The sequence below is a fragment of the Gordonia heveisoli genome (assembly GCF_030315745.1).
Lineage (GTDB): Bacteria > Actinomycetota > Actinomycetes > Mycobacteriales > Mycobacteriaceae > Gordonia.
Genome location: NZ_JASXSH010000019.1, coordinates 61,394 through 85,459, shown reverse-complemented (window position 1 = coordinate 85,459; position 24,066 = coordinate 61,394). Strand labels below are relative to the sequence as shown.

General features: G+C 68.2%; 24 protein-coding genes. 12 read left to right on the top strand and 12 right to left on the bottom strand.

Annotated elements, in window-relative coordinates; all coding sequences use genetic code 11:
* Window positions 1–19: 19 nt before the first annotated feature.
* The 4 genes from QSJ18_RS16090 to QSJ18_RS16075 all read right to left on the bottom strand — a co-directional run bounded on the left by QSJ18_RS16090 (window position 20) and on the right by QSJ18_RS16075 (window position 3,526).
* Window positions 20–1,465 (bottom strand): hypothetical protein, encoded by a 1,446-nt coding sequence (locus QSJ18_RS16090; protein WP_286327591.1) that lies wholly within the window; start codon window positions 1,463–1,465, stop codon window positions 20–22.
* The gene (locus tag QSJ18_RS16085; protein WP_286327590.1) at window positions 1,398–2,279 is read right to left on the bottom strand and encodes a serine/threonine-protein kinase; all 882 of its coding nucleotides are present in this window, start codon (window positions 2,277–2,279) and stop codon (window positions 1,398–1,400) included. Before QSJ18_RS16085 ends, QSJ18_RS16090 begins: the two co-directional genes overlap by 68 nt.
* A gap of 159 nt (window positions 2,280–2,438) precedes the next feature.
* Window positions 2,439–2,762: an AzlD domain-containing protein gene (locus QSJ18_RS16080; RefSeq protein ID WP_286327589.1), complete on the bottom strand. Its 324-nt coding sequence runs from the start codon at window positions 2,760–2,762 to the stop codon at window positions 2,439–2,441.
* Entirely contained in the window at window positions 2,759–3,526 is a 768-nt protein-coding gene (locus tag QSJ18_RS16075; RefSeq protein ID WP_286327588.1) for an AzlC family ABC transporter permease, read from the bottom strand. Before QSJ18_RS16075 ends, QSJ18_RS16080 begins: the two co-directional genes overlap by 4 nt.
* Before the next feature lie 57 nt (window positions 3,527–3,583).
* Here QSJ18_RS16075 and QSJ18_RS16070 point away from each other — a divergent pair, with 57 nt between their 5' ends.
* Window positions 3,584–4,189: a helix-turn-helix domain-containing protein gene (locus tag QSJ18_RS16070; RefSeq protein WP_286327587.1), complete on the top strand. Its 606-nt coding sequence runs from the start codon at window positions 3,584–3,586 to the stop codon at window positions 4,187–4,189.
* 290 nt (window positions 4,190–4,479) lie between these two features.
* Window positions 4,480–6,069, top strand: a complete 1,590-nt coding sequence (locus QSJ18_RS16065) for a DEAD/DEAH box helicase (RefSeq protein WP_286327586.1) — start codon at window positions 4,480–4,482, stop codon at window positions 6,067–6,069.
* 83 nt (window positions 6,070–6,152) lie between these two features.
* Here QSJ18_RS16065 and QSJ18_RS16060 read toward each other — a convergent pair whose 3' ends face one another.
* Together QSJ18_RS16060 and QSJ18_RS16055 are read right to left on the bottom strand one after the other, a co-directional pair.
* A complete protein-coding gene (locus tag QSJ18_RS16060; RefSeq protein WP_286327585.1) occupies window positions 6,153–7,682 on the bottom strand; it encodes a 4Fe-4S binding protein in 1,530 nt (509 codons plus the stop codon).
* 33 nt (window positions 7,683–7,715) lie between these two features.
* The gene (locus QSJ18_RS16055; RefSeq protein ID WP_286327583.1) at window positions 7,716–8,762 is read right to left on the bottom strand and encodes an AurF N-oxygenase family protein; all 1,047 of its coding nucleotides are present in this window, start codon (window positions 8,760–8,762) and stop codon (window positions 7,716–7,718) included.
* 179 nt (window positions 8,763–8,941) lie between these two features.
* Here QSJ18_RS16055 and QSJ18_RS16050 point away from each other — a divergent pair, with 179 nt between their 5' ends.
* On the top strand, window positions 8,942–10,732 hold the full coding sequence (locus tag QSJ18_RS16050; protein WP_286327582.1) for a cation:proton antiporter: 1,791 nt from the start codon (window positions 8,942–8,944) through the stop codon (window positions 10,730–10,732).
* A 16-nt stretch (window positions 10,733–10,748) separates the two neighbouring features.
* Here QSJ18_RS16050 and rpsR read toward each other — a convergent pair whose 3' ends face one another.
* The 4 genes from rpsR to rpmB are packed head-to-tail and all read right to left on the bottom strand — an operon-like array spanning window position 10,749 to window position 11,742.
* Entirely contained in the window at window positions 10,749–10,997 is a 249-nt protein-coding gene (gene rpsR, locus QSJ18_RS16045) for a 30S ribosomal protein S18 (RefSeq protein ID WP_286327581.1), read from the bottom strand.
* Between the two features lie 39 nt (window positions 10,998–11,036).
* Entirely contained in the window at window positions 11,037–11,342 is a 306-nt protein-coding gene (rpsN, locus tag QSJ18_RS16040) for a 30S ribosomal protein S14 (protein ID WP_286327580.1), read from the bottom strand.
* Window positions 11,342–11,506 carry a 50S ribosomal protein L33 gene (gene rpmG / locus QSJ18_RS16035; protein ID WP_286327579.1) on the bottom strand — a complete coding sequence of 55 codons (165 nt, stop codon included), beginning with the start codon at window positions 11,504–11,506 and terminating at the stop codon, window positions 11,342–11,344. The genes rpsN and rpmG overlap by 1 nt, the downstream gene beginning before the upstream one ends.
* Complete coding sequence (gene rpmB, locus QSJ18_RS16030) at window positions 11,506–11,742, bottom strand: 50S ribosomal protein L28 (protein ID WP_286327578.1); 237 nt, start codon at window positions 11,740–11,742, stop codon at window positions 11,506–11,508. The genes rpmG and rpmB overlap by 1 nt, the downstream gene beginning before the upstream one ends.
* Before the next feature lie 104 nt (window positions 11,743–11,846).
* Between rpmB and QSJ18_RS16025 the strand changes: the two genes are divergently transcribed.
* From QSJ18_RS16025 to QSJ18_RS15995, 7 genes are all read left to right on the top strand, one after another.
* Entirely contained in the window at window positions 11,847–13,262 is a 1,416-nt protein-coding gene (locus QSJ18_RS16025) for a GTP-binding protein (RefSeq protein ID WP_286327577.1), read from the top strand.
* Window positions 13,259–13,507 carry a type B 50S ribosomal protein L31 gene (locus QSJ18_RS16020; protein ID WP_286327575.1) on the top strand — a complete coding sequence of 83 codons (249 nt, stop codon included), beginning with the start codon at window positions 13,259–13,261 and terminating at the stop codon, window positions 13,505–13,507. Before QSJ18_RS16025 ends, QSJ18_RS16020 begins: the two co-directional genes overlap by 4 nt.
* A gap of 194 nt (window positions 13,508–13,701) precedes the next feature.
* Window positions 13,702–15,423, top strand: coding sequence for an FAD/NAD(P)-binding protein (locus QSJ18_RS16015; RefSeq protein WP_286327574.1), 1,722 nt, complete (start codon window positions 13,702–13,704; stop codon window positions 15,421–15,423).
* 3 nt (window positions 15,424–15,426) lie between these two features.
* Complete coding sequence (locus tag QSJ18_RS16010) at window positions 15,427–15,864, top strand: hypothetical protein (protein WP_286327573.1); 438 nt, start codon at window positions 15,427–15,429, stop codon at window positions 15,862–15,864.
* Window positions 15,861–17,480: an FHA domain-containing protein gene (locus tag QSJ18_RS16005; protein WP_462476097.1), complete on the top strand. Its 1,620-nt coding sequence runs from the start codon at window positions 15,861–15,863 to the stop codon at window positions 17,478–17,480. The genes QSJ18_RS16010 and QSJ18_RS16005 overlap by 4 nt, the downstream gene beginning before the upstream one ends.
* Before the next feature lie 14 nt (window positions 17,481–17,494).
* On the top strand, window positions 17,495–19,624 hold the full coding sequence (locus tag QSJ18_RS16000; protein WP_286327571.1) for a cation:proton antiporter: 2,130 nt from the start codon (window positions 17,495–17,497) through the stop codon (window positions 19,622–19,624).
* Window position 19,625: 1 nt separating this feature from the next.
* On the top strand, window positions 19,626–20,438 hold the full coding sequence (locus QSJ18_RS15995; RefSeq protein WP_286327570.1) for a protein kinase domain-containing protein: 813 nt from the start codon (window positions 19,626–19,628) through the stop codon (window positions 20,436–20,438).
* Window positions 20,439–20,483: 45 nt separating this feature from the next.
* Here QSJ18_RS15995 and QSJ18_RS15990 read toward each other — a convergent pair whose 3' ends face one another.
* Window positions 20,484–21,998, bottom strand: a complete 1,515-nt coding sequence (locus QSJ18_RS15990) for a serine/threonine-protein kinase (protein ID WP_286327569.1) — start codon at window positions 21,996–21,998, stop codon at window positions 20,484–20,486.
* Between the two features lie 127 nt (window positions 21,999–22,125).
* Entirely contained in the window at window positions 22,126–22,416 is a 291-nt protein-coding gene (locus QSJ18_RS15985) for a hypothetical protein (protein ID WP_286327568.1), read from the bottom strand.
* 201 nt (window positions 22,417–22,617) lie between these two features.
* On the opposite strand from QSJ18_RS15985, the gene QSJ18_RS15980 reads away from it, so the two are divergent.
* Complete coding sequence (locus QSJ18_RS15980; RefSeq protein WP_286327567.1) at window positions 22,618–23,481, top strand: universal stress protein; 864 nt, start codon at window positions 22,618–22,620, stop codon at window positions 23,479–23,481.
* A gap of 114 nt (window positions 23,482–23,595) precedes the next feature.
* Entirely contained in the window at window positions 23,596–24,045 is a 450-nt protein-coding gene (gene soxR / locus QSJ18_RS15975; protein WP_286327566.1) for a redox-sensitive transcriptional activator SoxR, read from the top strand.
* Window positions 24,046–24,066: the final 21 nt, after the last annotated feature.

The window sequence follows — 24,066 nt, the reverse complement described above, 5'->3', positions numbered from 1 at the left end:
ATCGTCGCGGCCGGCCGGCTCAGAGCCGCCGGTCGGCGCCGACATACAGCTTGCCGCCCACCACCCGCGGTTCGGCTCCGAGGCCGGGCAGGGTCCAGTCGTCGTTGGGTCCGTAGGCGGTGATCGACCACCGTGGCGGGACGCCGGCGCTACCGCGTTCGGCGATGCGGAACGCGAGCCGGGTGCCGTCCGTCCCGAGGATCGTCTCGGCGCCGGCCGGTACCGCAGGCAGGCGTGCGCCGGTGGTGAGATCGATGATCGTCGAACCCATGACGGCCAGCGAGCCGGTCACCACGACGCCGGTGCTGTCGGGCCGGTCGATCGACCACAACGGAGTCGCGGTGGACGGGTCGATCGCGGCGAGCGTCTCCTGCTGATAGGTGATGAGCGGCAGCGGAGGTATATCGGAGGTGGAGGTGAACGCGTCGAGTGTCGGGCTGGGCGGCAACAGGTCGGTGTTGCGGGGCAACTCCGCGGTGACCGCGCCGTCGAGATCGTGCAGCTCGGTGGGGGAGTCGTGGTCTGGACCCACACCGAAGCCGCCGGTGAAGACGCCGAATGAGGCGGGAATCGACGGGTTCGGTCCGGTCTGCCGGTAGAGCTCACGATCGTCGTCGAGCCGGGCGACGACGAAGGCATACCGTCTTCCGGGCCCCCCAGCGCCGGTCAATTCCGAAGTGTAGGTGTACAACCCGACTTCGGGGTGCACCTTGCTGCCGGGAGGCAGTTTGCGTATCTGCTGTCCGGCGGCATCGAAGACGAAGGTGGCCGCACGCGGTCCGGCGTTCTTGAGGAAGCGGACGAATCGCTCGCCGACGGCCGCGAGGTGATCGGGCACCATCGCATGCGGCACCCGTGGTGCGGCGACGAGTACCGACTTGCCGACGTCGAGGAAGGCGAAGATGTGGTTCGGGGTCAGCCGGCCGGCCTCACATAGCGCGGCTGCCCCCGAGGCGCTGAGGACGCAGCGTTCGATGTTGTGGGCGCCGGGGATGATGATCTGGCGTCCATGGGGTGTGCCGGTGTTCGCATCGAGGAAGATGACGCCGGTCTGGCCACTGCCCGTACCTTCGACGGCGACAGCGACCACGTCGGCGTCGCCGCCGACGACCGCGGCGGTGCTGCCCGCGGGTGGGTGGAAGCGCCAGATCGGCCGACCGGGGCTCTTCGACAGATCGCCGAGCAGCGGGGTGGCCGGGGCCAGTTGGTAGGGCGTCGTGCGCTGCCCCGGCCGGAAGTCGGCGGCGGTGGCCGACGACGAGCCCTCCGAACTGTTGACCGCGACGACGGCCACCGCCGCGACGACAGCCACGACGACGAGGACGACCATGGCGTACACCAGGTTCCGGCGCCGGGTGAGGGCGACCCGGTGGCCACGGCCGTGGGCGTCGGGCGCGTCATCGTCGGCGACACCCGCCGGGACGATCGAGCCGGTGTCGGTGTGCGGGATGTCGATCACCGTCACCGGCTGCGTCGACGGTGGTGCGAGGTCGGTGACCGGTGGCGGTGTCGGGGCCGCCGAGCACATCGACAATGCGGCCGCGAGGGCTTCGCTGAAGGCGGTGCTGCTCGCGAATCGCCGGTCGGCGTCCTTGGCCAGCGCGCGACTCAGTACGGCGTCGACGTCGGCGTTGAGGTCGGGCCGACGTGTACGCGCCGACGGCACCGGTTGGTTGGCGTGCGCGATGATGACACCCGCCGGCGTGTTCGCGGAGACCCTGTAGTTGTTCGGGACTGGAGTAGTCGACGGTGCCGAGTGTCAAACCGGTGACGGTGAGCCCGGATTCGGTCGGCCCCATGCGGGCGATACCGAAATCGGTGAGCATCACATGGCCGCCGGAGGACACCAAGATGTTGGCGGGCTTCACATCTCGATGCACCAGGCCGCGCGCACCGGCATAGTCGAGGGCTGAGGCGATCGCGGAGATCGCCTCGGTCACCCGATCCGCGGGAAGTCCGGTGGGCTGGTGTGCGAGCGCGGCTGCCAGGTCGACGCCGTCGACGAGGGCGTAGGCGATCCACAGCCGACCGTCGGACTCGCCGCGGTCGTGGACGCCCACGATGCCGGGGTGTGACAGCGACGCCGCATGGTCGGCCTCGCGTTCGAACCGCTGCCGGAAGCCTGCGTCATCGGCGATGCGCGCCGAGAGCACCTTCAGCGCATCGGAGCGGGGGAGGCGGGGATGGCGGGCGGCGTAGACCTCACCCATTCCGCCCACACCGAGGAGTCGTTCGACGGTGTATCCCGCGAACACCCTTCCCGGTTCCAGTGCGGACACGGCTCGTTCCCCCCGACATTCCCCCCGACATGCTGTGGCTTGCTGCCACCGTAGCCGGTGCGTCTGACCTGGTCGGTCGGGGGTGCGGGCGCAAGACGCGCCGGAGTCGGAGAGCGCCTCCTCGGGGTGCTCGGAGCGTTCTGCTGCCAGACCGAACCGCTAGGCGACGCCGAGTGCGCGCAATCCGGCGGCGGTGGCCGCGGCGAGGATGACGACCACCGCGAGTGGGGCCTTGGCGAGGGCGGCGATGACCCCGACGCTCACCCCGGCCGGGCGCGCCCAGCCGCTCAGGTCGTCCCCGACGAACAGTGCGCCGGTCAGTGCGACCCCGACGAGCAGGGTGATCGCGGCGCGGTCGAGAATCCGTTCGGTAATGGGCGACACGGTGAGCCGACTGCGCAGAGCTGGGCCGGCGAGCCGGATCAGATAGGTGCCGACGATCAGGATGGACACCCCGACGGCCAGGTCGAGTGCGGGATTCATCGGGTCACCTCCGGGGCTGCGGTCAGGGTGTTCTCGCTGGTGACGGCCTTGTCCTCGGTGGTCACCGCCGGCGTCTCCGGGTGGCCGTGGGAGCCGATGCGGTGGTAGGCCTCGACCGCGGCGAAGCCGGCCAGGGCCCCGACGACCGGGAGGCCGGCCGGGAGGAATGGAGTCAGCGCGACCGCGAGAACGCCGCCGATCAGAGCCGCGGCGCCGGTCCGCCGGTCGCGCAGGGCCGGGATGGCCAGTGCGGCGAGTAATGCCGGGAACGCGGCGTCGAGTCCGAGGACCGCCGGGTCGGCGACCAGTCCCCCGAGCAGTGCACCGAGGGCCGCGCCGGTCGGCCAGGCCAGCAAGACGCCGACGCCGCACAGCAGGAAGGCGGCACGGGCACGACGCGGATCGGCTTCGGCGGTGGTCACCGCGGCCGTCTCGTCATTGATGAGATGCGCGCTGACCAGCATCGCCGGGCCGCGCCGCAGGTGTTTGCCGACCGCCAGGCCATAGCCGAAATTGCGAGTGTTGACCAGGACTCCGGCGAGTGCGCCGACGATCGGTGAGCCGCCCGCGGCCAGGATGCCGACGAAGACGAACTCCGAGGAACCGGCGAGGACGAGGGTCGCGATGCCGACGATCTGCCACCAATCGAGTCCGGCACTGTGCGCGACGACGCCATAGGACAAACCGATCACGAGCACGGAGGCGCTCATGATCGCCAGGGCGCGCAGTGTCGCGCCATCCAATGTCTGCCATGCCGAACGCATGGCCACTATAGTGGACCTATGGAGAGTGTTCGTCAAGATGGACGATCGTCCGGCAGAGTGAACGCTGCGGTGCCGAACGATGCGGTGCCGAACGGTGCGGCGCCGAACGGTGCGGCGCCGAATCCGAAGGAACTGGTCGCGGCCTCGCTGAAGCGGGAGCGCACGCGCGTCGGGCTGTCGATCGCCGAACTGGCCCGCCGTGCGGGCATCGGCAAGTCGACCCTGTCGCAACTGGAGTCCGGCGACGGTAACCCCAGCGTGGAGACCCTGTGGGCGCTGTCCACCGCGCTCGGCGTGCAGTTCTCCGCGCTGCTGGATGCGCCAACGCCGCGGGTCGAAGTGGTCCGGTTCGGCGGCGGCGCGGTCATCCCGGCCGCCAACGCCGACTATTCGACGGCGCTGCTGTCGACGGCGAGTCCGGGCTCACGCCGCGACCTCTACCTGATCCGGGCCGAACCGGGGAAACCGCGAATCTCCGCACCGCACTCCCGAGGCATTGTCGAGCATGTGGTGATCACCGCGGGACGCGCACGTGTCGGTCCGCCCGACGAGGCTGTCGAACTCGGCCCCGGGGACTACATCCGCTACGCGGGCGACGCCGAGCACGTCTTCGACGCGCTGGAGCCCGGCACCGTCGCCCTGCTGATCAGCGAGGCGTTCTGACCCCTGCCTGCGCCACGGTCGGCGCGATGTGCATCACAGAATTGGCCTGTCCACCCCTGCGCCGCGTAGCCTGGTCGACAGTGACGCGCCCACCTGGCGACGTCAACGCGTCGTAGAACGCTTATCGCGCAGACGGAGCCCCCGGCGAGGATCCCATCGGATTCCGCGCGGCCGCCTGCCATTCGATTCGTACGGCGAACGGACCCGCGCACTCGCGTGTTCGCCACCCGGCATCCTTTGGCGGCCGGCTTGTGCCGCGCCTCGGGCATGCCTGCACAGAAAGCGTCACCTTGACTACATTCGAATCCCTTGGCGTGCCTGCAGAACTTGTGAAAGTTCTTGCCGCCGAAGGAAAAACAGAAGCATTCCCGATTCAGGCCGATACCCTCGGCGACACCCTCGACGGCAAGGACGTCCTCGGCCGCGGCAAGACCGGCTCAGGCAAAACCCTGGCCTTCTCCATTCCGCTCGTCGCCGGTCTGTACGAACTCGACGTCAAGCGCAAGAAGGGTGCCCCGACGGGCCTCGTGCTGGCGCCGACGCGTGAGCTGGCCACCCAGATCGCCCGCGTCATCGAACCGCTGGCCGCAGCCGTCGGTCTCAACGTCACCACCGTGTTCGGTGGGGTCAAGCAGGCGCGTCAGGAAAAGGCCTTCGCGCGCGGCGTCGACATCGTCGTCGCATGCCCCGGTCGCCTGGAAGACCTGATGCGGCAGGGCATCGTGCGACTCGACGACGTCGAGATCACCGTCATCGACGAGGCCGACCACATGGCCGATCTCGGCTTCCTGCCGGTCGTCACCCGACTGCTCGCCGCGACTCCCGCCGACGGTCAGCGCCTGCTGTTCTCGGCAACCCTGGACAACGGCGTGGACAAACTGGCCCGCCGGTTCCTCGACAACCCCACCCTGCATTCGGTGGACGAGGCGAACTCGCCGGTCGCCGCCATGACCCACCACGTCTTCGAGGTCGGTCCCGGTGAGAAGAACGATCTCGTCAACGAACTGGCCTCCGGCCGTGGACGGCGAATCCTGTTCACCCGCACCAAACATCAGGCCAAAAAGCTGGCCCGCAAGCTCACCGATGGCGGCATCCCGGCGGTCGACCTGCACGGGAACCTCAGCCAATCCCAGCGTGACCGCAACCTCGGCGCGTTCGGCGCAGGCGAGGTGCGCGTGCTGGTGGCCACCGACGTCGCCGCCCGCGGCGTCCATGTCGACGACATCGAACTCGTCGTGCACGTCGACCCGCCGGCCGAACACAAGGCGTACCTGCATCGTTCGGGTCGCACCGCACGAGCCGGCAGCGCCGGTGACGTCGTCACCATCTGCCTGCCCGAGCAGCGGCGTGACGTCGCACAACTCCTGCGCAAGGCCAAGATCACCGTGACCCCGACCGCGGTCCGGCCGCGTGACGAGGCGGTCACCAACCTCGTCGGTGAGCGCGCCGAACGTGTCGAACCCCGTCCGGCGCCGGCCGCAGGCAGCACCACCCGCCCCGCCGGTGGTCGCGGCGGTGCCGGGCGCGGCGCGTCCGGCGCCCGACGACGCGGACCCGGCGCCGGAGCCCAGAGCGGCGCACGCCGCGGTGGTGATGGCGCGGCTCGCCGCGGTGGTGATGGCGCGGCTCGCCGCGGTGGTGATGGCGCGGCTCGCCGCGGTGGCGAAGGCGCGGCTCGCCGCGGTGCCGATGGCGCATCGCGCCGCAGCAGTGAGGGTAACGCCCACCGCACCGGCGAGGGCGCCCGTCGCGGCGCTCACACCGGCGGCCGTCCGTCCGGCCAGGGCAGCGCGGCTCGCCGCGGTGGTGATGGCGCGGCTCGCCGCGGTGGTGATGGCGCGGCTCGCCGCGGTGGACAGCGCCGCGCAGCACAAGCCTGATCGACCACGCGCGAGATGAACGAACCCCACCGAGAGATCGGTGGGGTTCGTTCACTGTGTGGAGTCCGACGGGTGCACGGCGGTCAGCGTCCCGACAGATCCTCGAGGAGTGCCGCGACAGTTTCGGCGGAATCGGATTTGTTGGTCCCGATGAACCCCGACGGTCCGCGTTTGATCCAGCCGGTGACATAGACACCGCGCACCGGGGCATCACCGTCGACTACCCGGCCCGTGCGATGCGGCACGGTACCGGTCGCGGCGTCGAAGGGGAGGCCCGGCACCGCGACACCCCGATAGCCGACCGCGGTCAACACCAGGCCGGCAGGCAGATCGCGGTGCTGTCCGGTCTCTTCGATGCCCGTCGGTCCGTCGCCGATCCGGTTGCGACGCAAGGTGACCGACGACACTCGGCCGGTGCCGGTGAATTCCGCGGGAGATTCCCAGAAAGCCAAGCGGATTCGACGACCGCTGGGGGTCCGACGCGCCGCGATCTCCTGGAGCACCGCGTTCTTGGCTCGGCTGGTGTCATCGAGAACTCCTGGCGCCCCGGGGCTCTCGGAGTCGGGGTGCAAGACCGGTGCGAGATCCGCCTCGTCGACGGTGATCGGGACCCCGGAATCGGCGAGGCCGACCAGCTCCGGCAAGGTGAAGGCCGCATCCGCCGGCCCGCGCCTGCCGACGACGACCACCTCCTCGATCTCTGATCGCCGCAGGACTTCCAGGGCTCGCGGTGCGATGGTGGTGGCGACCAGTTCGCCAGGGTCGGTGACGAGTATCCGGGCCACATCGAGGGCGACGTTTCCGTTGCCGATCACCACGGCGCGGTCGGTGGACAGGTCGACGTCGAGGTCGGCGAAGTCGGGATGATCGTTGTACCAGCCGACGAAGCTGGTCGCGGAGGCCACGCCGCCGAGGCCGGTGCCGGGAATCTCGATCGGCCGGTCGGTCGGTGCGCCACCAGCCCAGATGACGGCGTCGTGCCGACGTCGCACCTCGTCGAGGGTGATGTCACGGCCGATCTCCGTGTTCAGCAGGATCCGCAGCCGTGCGTCACGGGCGATCTCGTCGAAGAGGCGCATCACCGATCGGGTCGAGAGGTGATCGGGGGCGACGCCGAAGCGTGCGAGACCGAACGGCCGATCCAGCCGCTCATAGATGGTCACCGATACCTGGGGGTGACGCAGCAATTCATCGGCGGCATACATCGCGGACGGTCCCGACCCGACGATCCCGACGTCGACGGAGGTACCTGCGCGCAAGGCAGACGGAGGTGCGGCAGGCGCGAGCGGCAGCCGGAGCACATGGTCGACGGGGAAACGGGCCGCCATCGATGCGGCGTCGCTCGTCGACGGCGCTTCTGCGGCCGCGTAATGGCGCGCGTTGAGGTCGACGAAGCGTTCCTGCCCGGCCGGGAGCCGATGGTCGGGGACGATCGCGCCGACCGGGCAGGCGCTGACGCAGGCACCGCAGTCGACGCACGTCGACGGATCGACATAGAGCATCTCGGCGGTGGCGAAATCGGGTTCGTCGGGAGTCGGATGAATACAGTTGACCGGGCATGCGAAGACGCAGGAGGCATCGCCGCAGCACGCCTGGGTGACGACGTGAGGCATGGGGGCTTTCGGACTGTTCGGGGCGGCGGCCGGTCAGACGGCCGTGTAGGTGGGTTCGCTGCGGAACCGCGATGCGCGGCCGGAGATCCCGAGTGCGCGCCACACCAGCCGGGACGCCGGGTTGAGCAGCCCGCACTGGCCGGCGAGCATCCGGACGTCGCCGAAGACATTGCGTCGCACAGTACGCGACTGCGGTGCCCGCCAGAAGATGTCCCGCATGACCGCGTCGGGGACGTTGAACTCACGGCGGAATTGCCTGGGCGGCACCATGATCGCACCAAGCAGGACGCGCATCGTGATGGGCATCATGATGGACAGCGCGAAGCGCTGTAGCGCGTTCTTGCGGGGGATCGTCTCACGGAGATGGTGGTGTGCGAACGAGATGTGCCGGGCTTCCTCGGCGACGTGGAGTTGCATGACCGCGGCCATCGCCGGATGCAGGTTCGACCGGGTGCGCAGGAAGTCCTTCTGCAGATGATCGATCGGTTCCTCGCCGCCGAGTACGCCGAAGTAGAAGATCGTCGGGAAGATGGTGGAGAACAATGGCACGATCGGCGAGATCAGCCGGTATCCCTTCTTGACGCCGGGGACGTCCACGCCGATCCGGTTGACCAGCTCCTGGAACATCAGGGTGTGGTTGCACTCCTCTTTCGATTCATGCGTCGTATAGCGAAATCGCTTGTCGCCGTTGCCCAACGCGAAGCTGTACTGCATCAGTCCGCGGATCAGGATGGATTCGAACTGTAGGCCGACCTTGGCGACGTTGGCCTGACGCCACATGCCGATCGCGATCTGCTGATCCTGCGGCAGCGACTGATACCACGGGTGGCGTCCGATCGGGTCGACGTCGTAGGACAGGATCCAACGCGGATCGGCGTCGACGACCGCCATCTGCGGCGCATCCCAATCGATGTCGAGGTAGGGGTCGAAGTTGCGGGCCACTGACGCGGCGGACAGGTCGTCGAGGACCTGTCCGTAGTCCGGCCGGTCGTCGGCCGAGTCGGTTGCGGGTACATACTCGGCCGGCGCTCGGCGTCCGGCCGGATGGGGCGTCGTGGTGCGGGGATCAACCTGGGTCATGGCCGTCTGGCCTCCTTCGCTGGCCGGCTGTTGCTCGCTCGATCGCGACACCTGTCACGTACGGGGCAGTGGAATCAAAGTTAGGCCGCACCCAATTATTTGTCAACATTCAATGTCACGGTCTACGATGGCACTGAATCTCTGCGGGGATCCGGCAGTCCTCCGGCGATGATGGACAGATGGAAAAGGTTCTGCTGGTCGTGGTTGCGGTGCTGGTCATCGCAGCGGTGCACGACCTCGCTTCCCGGGTGCGCGTCGCCCCCGCCCTGGTCCTCGTCGTGATCGGCGCCGTCGTGGGCGTGTTGCCGTTCGTGCCGACGGTCGAGGTCGACCCCGAGTGGATCCTGATCGGAGTACTCCCGCCGCTGCTGTACGCCGCCGCCGTCTCGATGCCGACGATGGACTTCCGCCGCGACTTCGTCGCGATCAGCGCGCTGTCGGTGCTACTCGTGGTGATCAGTGCGGTGGTGCTGGGATTCTTCTTCTACGCGGTGATCCCGGGCATCGGACTCGCGACGGGAATCGCGCTCGGCGCCATCGTCAGCCCTACCGACGCGGTTGCCACGTCGATCGCGAAGAAGATGGGTGCACCGGCGCGGGTGACGGCGGTACTCGAGGGCGAGAGCATGCTCAACGATGCGAGCGCGCTCGTCCTGCTGCGCGCGGCCGTCGCCGCGACTGCCACCGGGGTCTCCTTCGGTGGGGTCGCGGTGGATTTCGCCTACGCGGTGGTTGTGGCGGTGGCGATCGGCGGGGCCATCGGGGTGCTGAATCTGCTGGTTCGGTCGCGCATCGCGGATGCGACGGTCAATACCGCGATCTCGTTCACGGTGCCCTTCCTCGCCTACCTGCCCGCCGAGGAGTTGGGTGCGTCGGGTCTGGTCGCGGCGGTGACCGCGGGGCTGGTGACCGGCGCGGGGGCGGCGCGGTTCCTGACGCCGGCGCATCGACAGTCCGACACCCAGAACTGGCGCACCGTGGAGCTGATCCTGGAAGGCGGCGTGTTCCTGCTGATGGGGTTGGAACTGTGGGGACTGCTGGTGAGCGTGCACAACGAACACACTGGCGTGCACAAGGCGGTCATCATCGGCCTGGCCGCGCTGGCACTGACGATGACGGTCCGGGCGCTGTATGTGGCACCGCTGCTGTGGGGCATCAACCGCATCGCCCGCCGGAACTCGGCGAAGCTGCCCTACCTGCGGGAGATGGGTCAGACCATCGCTGCCCACGCCGCGGCATCGGACCCGACACCGGACCCCGATGCCGCCGGCCGCGTCCGGCGGCGCATCCGGAGCCGACGGGGTCGGGTGGGCCGGGGTGAGGACGGAACATTCGCGGATCTGTCCGACGTCGGGCCCGAGACGGCCCGGATCTACGGCGCGCGGATCCGACGTCGGGTGGCGGACATCAACTACTACCTGTCGACCCCGATCGGTCCCAAGGAGGGCACGCTCGTGGTGTGGGCTGGGATGCGCGGCGTGGTGACCGTGGCCGCCGCGCAGACCCTGCCCGCGGCCACCGGATCACGGTCGTTGCTGGTGTTGACCGCCTTCGTCGTGGCCGCGGCGTCACTACTCATCCAGTCGGGATCCTTGCCCTGGCTGATCCGTCGGCTGCGGTTGGCCGAGGACTCCGACGACCTGGCGGCCGAACGGGACCGGCTGCGGACCGAACTCGACCGGACAGCCAAACGAGTGATGACCGAATCCGATGCGATCAAACGCTTTCCGTGGCTTCGTGGCCGGCTGGAGCAGATGGCGCGCGAGGCTGACGCCGACGACGAGGCGGTCGGATCGGCGCGCGAGTACCGCATCCAGTTCCTCGATACCCGCAAGGCGATCATCGCGGCCCAGCGGCACACCCTCATCAGGTTGCGTCGCGACGGCACCTATTCCTCCGCGCTGCTCACCCGTGAGCTCAAACAGCTTGATGCCGAGGAGATCAGCCTCGATATGCGCACCGCGGAGTAGCGACGAGTGTGGTCGCTCAACGCGCCGAACCGTAGGGCAGCAAGGCCATCTCGCGGGCATTGCGGATCGCGGTGGCGACCTGACGTTGCTGCTGCGGGGACAGTCCGGTGACCCGGCGACTGCGGATCTTGCCGCGGTCGGTGAGGAACTGTCGCAACAGGGCGATGTCCTTGTAGTCGATCGGATGATCATCGGCGATCGGATGACGTTTGCGCCGAACGGGTTCGGCGATCGGTCGACGGCGGGGTGAGGATTTGCTCGGCATGATCTTCTCCGGGAGTGGTCGTGTGCTGGACGGCGACGGTCACCAGCTGGATTTGTGAATACCCGGCAACTCGCCGCGGTGGGCGAGCTCGCGGAATCTGATGCGTGACACCCCGGCTTTGCCGATGTATCCGCGCGGCCGGCCGTCGATCGCGTCACGGTTGCGTATGCGGGTCGGACTGGCGTCGCGGGGGAGTGCCTGCAGGTCGCGCTGGGCCTGCCTGCGCTGGGCCGCAGTCGAGCTCGGGTCGGCGATGGTCCGCTTATATCCGGCCCGGCGCTCGGCATAGCGCTCGACGAGCGCTCGACGCTGTTCGTTGCGGATGATCTTGGCCTTCTTCGCCATCAGCGGTCCTCTCGGAAGTCGACGTGACGTCGGGCAATGGGGTCGTATTTGCGCAGGACCATCCGGTCGGGGTCGTTGCGCCGGTTCTTGCGAGTCACATACGTGTAGCCGGTGCCCGCGGTGGATCGAAGTTTGACGATGGGTCGAAGTTCGTTGCGCGCCATCAGATTCGCTGACCCTGTGCCCGCAGTCGGGCGACGACGGCCTCGATGCCGTGCCGGTCGATGGTGCGCAGTCCGCGGACGCTGACGTCGAGGGTGATGCTGCGTCCCTCCGCGGGCAGGTAGAAGCGGCGGCGTTGGATGTTCGGATTCCATCGGCGGGAGGTCCGCCGATGCGAGTGTGACACCTTCTTTCCGAATCCCGGTGTGGCACCGGTGACCTGGCAGCGTGCGGCCATGGAGTCCTCCTGATGTGAGCGGCGGCACCGAGGCGGGAACCTCGATCCTTAATGACAATGATTCGCATTTATGCGCCTGCCACGGTAGCGTGGCGGACGTGCAAATGGAAATTGTTTCCAATAACAGGACTCCGGTCACCCTGCTGTGCGGCTTCGACCGCGGCGCGGTCGGACGTGTCGCCGACGCGTGTGCCGCCCCCGGAACCGTGCTGGTGCATCACGATCTGCGCTTGCTCGGGGCGGGCATCGTCATCGCGACCGTGCGCTCGGTGGGACCCGACGGCGTCGAGTCGTACCGCGTGACTCGCGTCGAGCTCGACCACGGTTGCGTCTCCTGCACGCTGCGCGGCCACCTGCTCCCGCTGTTGCGTGCACTGCACCGGCGTGAGCAGGTGGCCCGGATCGTGCTGATCCTCGATCCGGCGCTGGAACCGGCTGAGGTGAGTGCCGCGATCGACGAGGTCGTCGTCACCGGGATGCCGGGTTTCGTCGACGGCCCGGCCGGACGCGACGTTCGCGTCGATTCCACACTTGCCTGCATCCGCGAAGAGGACTGGCTGGAGTCGGCCACCGGTGACCTCACCCTGGCCGAATCCGGTGTGCTCGCCGGACTGGAGGACTGGGACCCGGACGGTAACCCGTTCGGGGATGCCGTCGGGGAAGGGCAAAGCGACTGGGAGACAACGCCGGACCTCGACGACGATCGGACGCTTGCGCAGGTGGCGGTGGGGCAGGTGGCTTTCGCCGACGCGCTGGTGGTGGCTGCCGCGGACCCTGCGGTGCGTGATCACTGGCAGTCCGCGCGGACCATGGCGGTACTGTCGCGCCTCGCCCCCGGTGCGCCGATCATGATCGAGCTCCCGCAGCGGCCGATGACCGCGCCGCGGATCTCGGCGCTGCTCGCGGCGATCGGCCCGGATGCGCGGCGGGGCCGCCCCGATGACCGGCATGGATCGCTGCTGGCCCGACAGCCCGAACTCGGCGCCGACTGCGGTGTGGAACTCGTCGAATTCCACGCCGATCGACCCTTCCATCCGCAGCGCCTGCACGCGGCGCTCGACGAGCTACTCGAGGGTGTGGTGCGCGCCCGCGGCCGGGTCTGGCTGGCCACTCGGCCGGATCGGATGATGTGGCTGGAATCGGCCGGCGGCGCATTGCGAATCGACGTCGACGACCGGTGGGTGGCGGCGATGTCCGACGACGACATCGCGCGATTGCCCACCGACCGGCAGGTGATGGCCGCACTCCGCTGGGACCCGGGGCACGGTGACCGGCATTCGGCGCTGGTCGTGCTCGTCGATCGCGCCGACCCGACGCATATCCAGCAGGTGCTGCGCGACGCCTGCCTCGATGACACCGAACTCGCCGCTGGCGCCGACCGCTGGGCACGCTATCCCGACCCGTTCGGCGAGTTTCACCGCGATCCCTGTACCGATCTCGAGCCAGACGCGCCCGGCGACGGTGGCATCGGCCGGGATACCCAGTCCGACATCGGTCTCCGAGGAAAGGAACAACCATGAAATCCGATCTCCATCCCGACTATCACCCGGTGGTCTTCCGGGATGCGGTCACCGGTGAGGAGTTCCTCACCCGATCGACCGCGACCTCCTCGGCCACGACTACGTGGCGCGACGGCGGTGAGTATCCGTTGATCGTCGTCGAGGTCTCGGCAGCGTCGCACCCCTTCTGGACGGGACGAGACCGGGTGATGGACTCGCTCGGACGAGTCGAACGGTTCCGGAGAAAGTACGCGCACCTAAGCTGATCGGCTGTCCTCCGATTGACCGGTTGTGCCTGCTGGCGGGGCATTTTCGGGTTATGGTGAGGCGGTCGAAGGCTGCCGGAATCACCTGGAGGAACGATGCTGATCGGCGCTGAGTCCGCCGGGCACAAGCAGTCTGGGCCTCGCGGCGTCGGCAGGTGTGGTCGTGGGCTCCACGCAGTTCCCAGGACTCGACGATGAGTGCGCCGCGCCCGCCCGAGCGGCCGACGCGGATCGCGCCGGCCCCCGGATCGGATCCGGTGCGGTTGCCACCGGTACGGCGTCCGGGGCCGCCACCCGGAGTGCCGCCCCGCCCGGGTCCCGGCGGTCCGCCGCCACGGCGGGGGACTCCCGGCCCCGGTGGTCCGGTGCGCGGGGGCGACCTCACCGACGAACTCATCAACACCGACTTCTGGACCGACCAGATGGTCGAGAGTGCCGGGATCCCGATCGTCGACGTCCCGTTCGTGACCGTCGGGTCGGGCATCGGGTCCTTCGTCACCGTCGACTACCTGCGCATCAGTGGTGTCCCGATCGATCGGATCGCGATTCTCGGCCCGCAGGATGTGCCGTGGCACAGTTATGAATACCTGACGCGGGTGTCGCAGATCCCGCGAACCGAACGGCTGCGGTCGGATTCGGCGTCGACCCCGGACAATATCTGGGGCTTCCCGTCGTATGCGGTACGCGAAGCCTGGCGTGAGAAGAAGCTCGGCCCGCTGTGGAATGTGCTGGTAGAGCCCGAGTTCGCCAACTTCTACACGCCGAAGGCAGGTCACGCCTTCGAGTCGATGGAACGGGAATGCCAGCGGATCGGCTATCTGCAGAGTCTGCACCGCGGTCAGGTCCGGATGATCCGGCGCCGCGCCGCCGGAGGCTATTTCACCATCCTCACCCCCACACCCGGCAGCGCGCCGACCAAGCGGGTGGCCTTCCGCAGCCAGTGGGTGCATGTGGCGATCGGCTATCCGGGCATCAAACTTCTGCCGGATCTGCAGGCATTCCGGGAGAAGTATCGCGACGCCAGTAAGGTCGTCAACGCCTACGAACCACATGAGCACATCTACCAGTCGCTGCAACGCAAGCCGGGCACGGTGATGATTCGCGGCGCGGGGATCGTGGCCTCCCGCGTCTTGCAGAGGCTGATCGACGACCGGGATCGGCTTGGCCTGCAAACCCAGATCGTGCATCTGTTCCGGACCTATGTGGACAAGAGTCACGGGCCACATATCTTCATGCGGCGCAAAGGGAAAGACGGTTGGGCCTACCAAGGGTTCAACTATCCGAAGTCGGTCTGGGGCGGACAGCTCAAGGAGCGGATGCGCAAACTCGAAGGCCATGAACGCGCTGCGGCGTACAAGGAGATGGGCGGCACCAACACCCCGGTGCGCGACAACTGGCAGGAGCAGTTGCGCCGTGGACGTGCCGAAGGCTGGTATCAGGTCGCCGTGGGCAAGGCGGAGAGTCTGGTGCCCGCACCCGGTGGTCAGGGTGTGATGACGACGGTGCGAGTCGATCCGCACGCCCCGATCGCCCAGACCCCGCGGCCGGACGGCACCTTCGAATTGTTCGCCGACTATGTCATCGATTGCACGGGGCTCGAAGCCGATGTTCGTGAACACCGTCTTCTCGCCGATCTCCTCGACCACACGGGTGCGGGACTCAACCCGGTCGGCCGAATGGACGTCGAGCGGGATTTCGAGCTTCGGGGTACACGGAGCGGCGGCGGCAAGATCTACGCGTCCGGCAGTGCCACTCTCGGTGGGTACTTCCCCGGAGTCGATACGTTTCTCGGGCTACAGATCGCCGCTCAGGAGATCGCCGACGATCTTGTCCGGCAAGGCTTCTGTAAGAAGCTGGGCCCCATGCGGTCGTTCCGGCAATGGTGGCGCTGGGTCAACCACAAGGGGGTGGACTGATCCATGTTGCCCACCCTGTGGGGTCGCATCCAGACCCGTGTTCTCGTCCTCGGCATCCTCGGCGGCCTGTGGACGATCATCCTGGCGCCATTCCTGCCCGACGACGCCCCACTCGCCACCAGTTATCAGGTCGCGTTCACGGTACTCGTCACAGTCATCGTGTTGGGTATCGCCTGGGAGTTCCTGTATCACTTGCTGCAGCAGTTTCGCTGGGAGAAGGACTGGCCCACCCTGTTCGGTCTCCTCACCGCGATCAACGAGGGTATCGCCGTCTGGTTGTTCCTGAAGTACGTGCCGGTGCTCCCCGACGATGTCGAACTGACCCCGCTCGTCTTCTGCATCCAGTTCATCTCCACCTGGCTGCTCGTGTGGATCGTGGTCAACGGTCCACTGCGAGTGCCGTTTCCGCACTGGCGATTCCAAGGAGGTCGGTTCTTTTGACTACCGGACCGCAAGCTCCGAGTGTGACCCCAACGGTGACCCTGGTGGCCGGTGAGGGTGTCGTGCTGCGCAGATCCACCTTCCTGGCCGTGGTCGGACCGAATGTCGGCCCGGCGTTGCTCGACGAGCTGAACGGGATTGAGGCGGCCGTGGCGGTACCCGACCGCGGACCTCGGCGAGGGCGGCATCTGGTCCGGCGTCTGGCCGAACTCGTGGCGACCGCCGACACGATCGTCGACATCGCCTTCGCGGCACCCGATAGCGCCGGGATCGCGATCTACCTCTCCGGTCGTGTCTTCGCCGAGGCCGACGGGGAACGGATTCGGCCCGATGCCGATCAACCCTTCGACCGCGCGATCGTCTGGCCGATCGAGGGACTCGGTCTCTATCTCGCTGACACGGTGCCCGCTGAACCGGGAGACGAGCGCTTCGATCTCGTGGACGGTGTGGTCCCGGCGGCGGGTGCGCTGCTCCACACGCCATTGGGGCTGCGTGGCACCGAGATCCACGACATGGCCGTGCCGCCGCGGCGGGTCCGCGCCGCGGTGCCGGCCGAGGACGTGGCCAAATCTGATCACGACGCAGTTTCTGATCACGACGCAGTTTCTGATCACGACGCAGTGGCCGCCGTGGACAGCAGCGTAGACACCAGCACCGCCGACGATTCCGGCGCCATGGTGTCGGACGCGCCACCGGCCTCGACGGCGAAGATGTCGGCCGCCGACATCTTCGGCGACGACGAGGAGGCCGACGAGGCGGGCCCGCCGCATGACGCAGAATCCGACGAGGTCGGGCACCGTGCGGCGGCACCCGACCTCGGGGAGTCGGCGGACGTCGGACCGGACGTCGAGCCGGAGTCCGCGCAACCTTTTCGGTCCACGCCACTCGGCCGGGCGTCGGGCGAGGTGTCCTCGCCCCTCGATGCCGGTGAGCGGCGGCCTCTTCCCGAGCCGGAACGTGCCCGGCCCGGCCAGCAGGCCTCCGAACCGCCACGTGGTGGTCGCCGTCCGCCGGTTCCGCCGCCGCCGCGGCATCCCGGGAAGCCTGCGCGGGCAGCCGAAGCCGAGACCCCCGAAGGGCGGGCGCCGCTGCCCATGCAGGAGCATCAGCGCCCCGCGACCGAGGTCGTCAAAGTCGAGGCCCGAGCACATGTCCACGGAATCCGGTGTTCCCGGGGACATCTCAATCATCCGCAGTCGTGGCTGTGCGGTGTCTGCGGCATCCGGATGGACCAGCTGACCGGCATCCTGGTCGAGGGGGAACGCCCGCCGCTGGGCTGGCTGCTACTCGACAACGGTTCCACCTACCTGCTCGACGAGAATCTGGTGATCGGCCGTGAGCCGGGCGCTCCGCGAGGGCCCGGCGCGCCACGACCGATCCAGGTACCGGACGAATCGGGGCAGATGTCGCGGCGTCACATCGAGATCCAGCTGGTGGAGTGGACCGTCCAGGTCGTCGACCTCGGTTCGGCCAACGGAACCTTCGTCGTCGACCCGCAGGTAGGCCCTGGCGAGACACGACTGCCCGCACGTCGTGCCCACGTGCTGGCCCCAGGGTCCCATGTGCGAATCGGCGGACGGCACTTCATCTTCGAATCACCGCACGCGCGGGTCTGAGGAGAGGACGCGTCGTGGACAAGCACATGATCACCTTCCTGCTGCTCGACGTCGCCGTCATCATCGCCGCCGCGCGCATCGGCGGCCGGATCGCGGTGATGTTGCGTCAGCCGCCGGTCGTCGGTGAGATCGCGGTCGGGATCGCCCTGGGGCCCAGCCTCTTGGGTCTGTTTCCCGGTGACATCGACACCTGGCTGTTCCCGATGGATGTCCGTCCGCAACTGAACGCGCTGGCCCAGATCGGCCTGGTGCTCTTCATGTTCATCGTCGGCCTCGAGCTCGACATGCGCCTGACCAGGGGGCGTGAACGCGCCTCTGCGTCGATCTCGCTGTGCTCGATCGCGGCGCCCTTCGCGCTCGGCGCGCTCCTCGCCGTCGTCCTGTACTCGTATCACGACACCGTCGACGGGGAGCAGATCAGCTTTCTGGCCTTCGCGCTCTTCCTCGGAATCGCCATGTCCATCACCGCCTTCCCGGTGCTGGCGCGGATCCTCACCGACCGGGGGATGATGCGGACGGTACCCGGGGTGTTCAGCCTGGCCGCGGCCGCCATCGATGATGTGGTCGCCTGGACGCTGCTGGCCTTCGTCATCGCCATCATCAGTGGCGGTAGTCCGCTGGAAGTTGCTCGCATCGTTGGCTTCTCGCTGCTCTATGCGGCGGTCATGTTCTGGGTGATCCGGCCGCTGCTGGCGCGTCTGGTGGCCTGGCGCAGCCGCGCGGGCCGGATGACGCCGGATATCCTCGCCGTCATCCTGGTCGGGCTGTTCGCCTCGGCCACCATCACCGACGTGATCGGCATCCACCAGATCTTCGGAGCGTTCCTGTTCGGCGCGATGATGCCCAAGGTCGGTGCCGAACAACTGCATCGGGAGATCCTGGAGCGGCTGGAACAGGCCAGCGTGCTGCTGTTGCTGCCGATGTTCTTCGTGGTGACCGGATTCGCGGTGCATCTGGGTGACCTCGGCCCGGCCGGTCTGTGGCAGCTGGTGCTGATCCTGCTGGTGGCGATCGCGGGCAAGTTCGCCGGCGCCTATATCGGGGCCCGCTCCGCGTCGATTCCCGGTCGGCAGAGCGCGGCCATCGCCGTGTTGATGAATACCCGCGGCCTCACCGAACTGGTGATCCTGAACGCCGGTCTGACGCTCGGCGTACTGACGACCGATCTGTTCTCGATGATGGTACTGATGGCACTCATCACCACCATCCTCACCGAACCCCTTCTGCGCCTTGTCTATCCCGATACGGTGGTCGCCAACGACATCGCCGCCGCCGAACGTCGCGCGCTTGCCGCCGGAACCGAGAATCGCGTGATGCTCGTGGTGACCGACCTGGACGCCGACGTCGACCACCTGCTCGTGCGGCACCGGCTGATGGTCGCCGCCGCACGCGGTTACGACGTCGTCCTGGCCGGTATCCTGCCCGCGGCGGCGAAAGAGAAGACGTTGGAGGTCGGGGTCCCGGTTATCCCGGATCTGGCGGCGATGGCCTCGGCGGTGGAGAAGCTCAACGGACTGGGCGCCCGGCTTCCGGGCGTCGGTGCGGTCTCGGTGTTGTGTCGCTTCAACACCGATCCGGCCGCCGATCTCGATGAGATGGCGATCAATGCGATGGCCGACTTCATCTATGTCGACGCGGCGGACCGGGAGGTCGCGGACGCGGTTACCGCCGCCCCCGCCGTCACATTCGACGAGGAGCTGATGGTGCGGGCAGCCTCCGGTGAGGTGACGGTGACCTGTGTCGCCGGTGAGGACCGCAATGGCCGGACCGCGATCCTCGTCGCGGGCGGCATCGCCCTCGGTGCGGGTGCGCCCCTGCGGATCTGCACGGGTATGTCCAAACGTCGGCTGCGCACCGACCTCGGTGCGATCACCGCGGCGGGGGTAGAGGTCACGATCGAGGGTCCTGGGACTCCTTCGGACACCGACGGTCTGCTCGTCGAATCGGCGGTGCGCCGTGACGTGGCGAATCGGGCCGAAGCGACCCATCCGGTCGCGATCACGGTCGTCGACCACACCGGCACCAGCGAGGAAGCGCTGGGCGAACGCTGCTCCCAGCTCTTCGGTAACGCTACCTCCGGACTTTCGGAATCGACTGACCGGCAACCTGTCTCCAGCATCACCCCGCCGACGGAAAGGCATTGATATGGCCACGGTAGAGGTTCCGCGTCAACTGGCCGATTTCACCGTCCTGGCGAAGATGGGCGCCGGTGGCAACGGCACCTTCTATCTTGCGACACCGCCCCAACGACTGGGTCTCGACACCGACAAGGTGGTGGTGAAGGTGTTCAGCGGAACGTGCAGTGACGACGCCTACCGGCGCGGGGTACGGGAACTGCGAGCCTTCGCGGCCGTCGAATCCCCGTATCTGGCCGCGCTGTACGACGCGGTGCTCCAAGGGCAGTTCATGTATGCGATGGAGTACTTCCCGCTCGGTTCGCTGGCGGAACCGGCCCGCGCGCTGGCCCGGGCGGAGAAATTGCGCGCGGTGGCAGACGCGGCACGCGGGGTGCACGCGCTGCACGAGGCGGGTATCGCGCATGCGAATGTCACCCCGTCGAGCATCATGGTGACCGAATCCGGTGGCCGCATCTCCGATCTCGGGCTCGCCCGCGTCCTGGCGGCCGAGGAACCGATCACCAGCTTCGCGCAGCCGGGTGCCGTGCAATACATGGACCCGGCGCTGCTGGCCGGAGACGTACCGTCGCGGGCAACCGACATCTGGTCGTTGGGTGCCTGCCTCCATCGCGCACTGACCGACACCGGCGTGTACGGGGAAATCCCCGACACCCAACCGCTCCTTGCGATCCGGGCCGCACTGTCCACCCCGCCGGCCTTGTCGGAGAACCTCAATCGCGATGAACGATCCCTCATCTCGAGTTGTCTTGCGCTGTCGGGTCGGCGGCCGGCGACGGCGTTGGAGGTCGCCGAGCAGATCGACGGGCTGTCCGTCGTCTGACGTCACACTCGTCCACCATCGGGGGAGCGCGGGCCGTCGGCGGCCTCAGCGATCGAAGGGGGCGAGCTGCCACCAGTCGTCGAGGACCGCGTCACCGGTATGGCCGGGCCAGGTCGCGATCACGGTGTAAGGGCCGCGCTTCGCGTCGTCGAAATTGGTGGTCACCCATCCAGCGGTGCCCTTATCCGATCCGACCAGCACCTCGCCCTCGGGCCAGGAATGTGGCTGACCGGTGCCGGCGAGGGAGCGCACGATCGAGGCGCGGCCGGCCGCGGTCGGGGTGCGCCACACGGCGAAGGTGACGTGATCGCGGTCGGTGCAGGTGATTCCGACGATGGTGCCCGACCGATTTTCGGTGCATGTCGCGTCCCGCCAGCCGCGGTCCTGCGGGCGGGAGGGTAACAGCGCGGTGAAGGTCTGTGCGATCGGATCCGCGGCGTCGGACCAGGCGGGCAGCGGGTTGCGGGCATCGACATACAGCAATCCGCCGATGATGACGCCGACGACGAGGGCGATGGCGACCAGCTGACCCAAGCCGCGTCGGAGTGGGCCGGGCGCGTCGGCGGCACGTGCGCGGCGCGTCGGCGTGGGCACGTCGTGGCCGGACCGGTCGGCGCCGGATACGAGTTCGGTGGGACGGTCGTGATGGCCCCGCGGGGTGAAGATCCGCGGAGCGTGGATCTTCCGGGTCGGCTCGTCGTGATCGGTCGTGGAGAAGACGGATTCGGTCCGACGGCGATCGTCGTTGGGGGACAACGTCAGCGCGAGCTCGGCGGCGCGCGCGAACTCGGCGCAGGTACGGAATCGATGGGTGTTGTCGGGGCCGAGTGCGCGGCCGAGCACCGCGGCGAGGGCGGGCGGGACCGGCGCGGTGGAGCGGCCCGCCGAATCCGTTGGGCCAGAGATCAACACGCTGAGGGTGCGGGCCAGAGCGGCGATGTCGTCGGACGGGTGCAGTCCGGGATGGGCCGCCAGGGCGGTGCCGAAGCCGGTGAGACCGATCGACGATGGCGGCCCGGTGACGTCGGTGATCACCGCGGGAGACACGCTGCCGTGCAGAATGCCTCGTCGATGAGCATGGTCGAGCCGGTCGGCGGCACCGGAGATGATGCGCACGGCGACAGCGGGATCGAGGATTCCACGATTCCGGCGCGCCACATCCGCCGCCGTCGGTGCCTGCGGATGACGGGTGGCGATCCAGCACGACGACACATCGGATCCAGTGGGTCGGTCGGCTCCGGCCGCAGGTACGACCCCGTGACCGAGGACCGGGGCGATTCGGTCATCTCCGATGCCGCCCAGGGCGGTGAGGGCCGACCGCAGCCGACCACGAAAGGCGGGATCGGTGGCGTAGGGTGCGCCGATCACGGTCAGTGCGAGCGGTTGTGCGGGATATGCGGGATGGGTGGCGCGATAGGTGATCCCGAGGTCGTCGGAGCGCAGCACCACATCGATCCGGTGACCGGCGATCGTCGTGCCCGGTGGCAACGCGCCGGGAGCCAGGATGGCGGGCGGGATAGCGGGCGGCCCGGCACTCGGAGGTGGGGCGGTACCTGTCACATCCGGCTCACTTCCGCATCGACCCGATCTGATCCGCCCCCGCGTGTGAAGCAGTCTACCGGTGCGCGGGCATGGGGACCCGGGGTTGGAACAGCCCCACCCGTCGAGCGGCGTCGAGTGGCAGCGGTCAGGTCATGAGTGCGGGTGCGGCGCCGAACATGATCATGACGAAGAAGGTGAGCAGGAACCAGGCGCCGCCCTGCCAGACCTGCCACGCACCGCCGGCGCGCCACACCCGGTAGGTGCGGACCAGGATCGACAGCGCGCCGATGAGCGCGACGATCGGGGCCGCGGCGATCAGCGCCGTACTCAGTGGCGCGGCCGACGCGATGGCGACTATTACAACACCCAAGGTGAAACCCACGGAGATCGCCACATGAATTGCGACCTGCCGGAAATCGTCAGGAGTTGTGCTCATCGCCTCCGTCCTGACCTTCGAATGCCCTCCCCACCAGCCTACACACGCCTACCATGGCGGGAACGCGGCGAAAATGTTCTGCGCGAGCAGGACTTTCTGCTCATTGCCTCGGAGTGGCGATACGAGCAGGATGAAAGTGGCGGCACGACTGTCGGTGTCGCGCCGTGGTGTCATCCGATGTGCAGGAGAGGTGAAGGGCGAATGAACGCGATTCTCGTCGGTGTGGATGGATCGGAAGCGTCGACCAGTGCGGTGCGATGGGCTGCCGGTGCGGCGCAGGTCGAAGGGGTCGGCCTCAAGATCGTCGGTGTATATGACGCCAGCACAAGTGATTACGCTCCCGGATTGATCATCCCGCAGGATGTCATCGACGCGATCCGCCAGGATGCCTCCGATGCGGTGCACGCCGCCGCGACGGTGGCCAAGGAGGCCGCTCCGGATGTGGCGCTGGAAACCTCGATCGTCGACGGCGATGCGGCGCGCGCACTCCTTGAGCTCGGCAAGGACGCATCGGCCATCGTGCTGGGCACCCGTGGGCTCGGGAGCGTCAAAGGATTGTTCCTCGGGTCGGTCAGCACCACGGTCGCCGCACACTCGCATGGACGGGTCGTCGTCGTGACCGGTGAGGGAAGCGCGGATGGCCCGGTCGTCGTCGGCGTCGACGACTCGCCGGTCAGCGATGCCGCCGTCGCCGAGGCGTATCGCCAGGCCGCACTGCGCAACACCAGGCTGATCGCGGTGCACACCTGGACCCCACTCGATGTCGACGCGCTGCACGGCTACGGCATCGACCGCGAGGAGGTCGACCGGATGTCACAGGATGCGGTGGAAGCGGTCGCCGAACGGATGGCCGGCTATGCCGAGAACTACCCCGACGTGGTGGTCGAACGCCATGTGTTGCCCGAGGAACCGGCCAAGGCCATCCTCGACGCGGCCGGTGATGATGCCCAGCTGATCGTGGTCGGGAGCCGCGGACGGGGTGGGTTCAAGGGGCTGCTCCTCGGATCGACCAGCCAGCGGATCATGCATCAGGCACATACCCCGGTAATGGTCGTCCGCGCCTGAGCGGTGGGCTCACCGGTCGAGCGGAGCGGGCGGTGCCCGACGTCGGGACTGGCGGGCGCTGCCCGACGTCGGGACTGGCGGGCGCTGCCCGACACCGGGACCTACGATGGGGTCATGCCCGGCAGGAAGCTCGAACTCACGGTCGGTGAGCTGGCCATTCGGGCCGGTATCGCACCGTCGGCGGTGCGGTTCTACGAGGAGCAGGGACTGATCTTCTCGCGGCGGACCGCGGGCAATCAACGTCGGTATCACCGCGCGATGCTGCGACGTGTCGCCTTCGTGCGCGCGTCGCAGGCAGCCGGGATCCCGCTGGCGGTGATCGCGGAGGTCCTCGCCGAACTCGGCGATCACGAGTCGCCGTCGCAGGCGATGTGGGAGGCGGCGTCCACCCGGTGGATCGCCGACATCAACCACCGGATCGCACTGCTGGAGAACATGCGCGACATGATCGGATCCTGTGTCGGTTGCGGATGCCTGTCGCTCGGCGACTGTCACCTGCTCAATCCCGGCGACGAGCTGAACAAACTCGGTCCGGGGCCTCGTCGGCTGATGACCGACGACTGACGCTCGCCGCGGATACGGCTG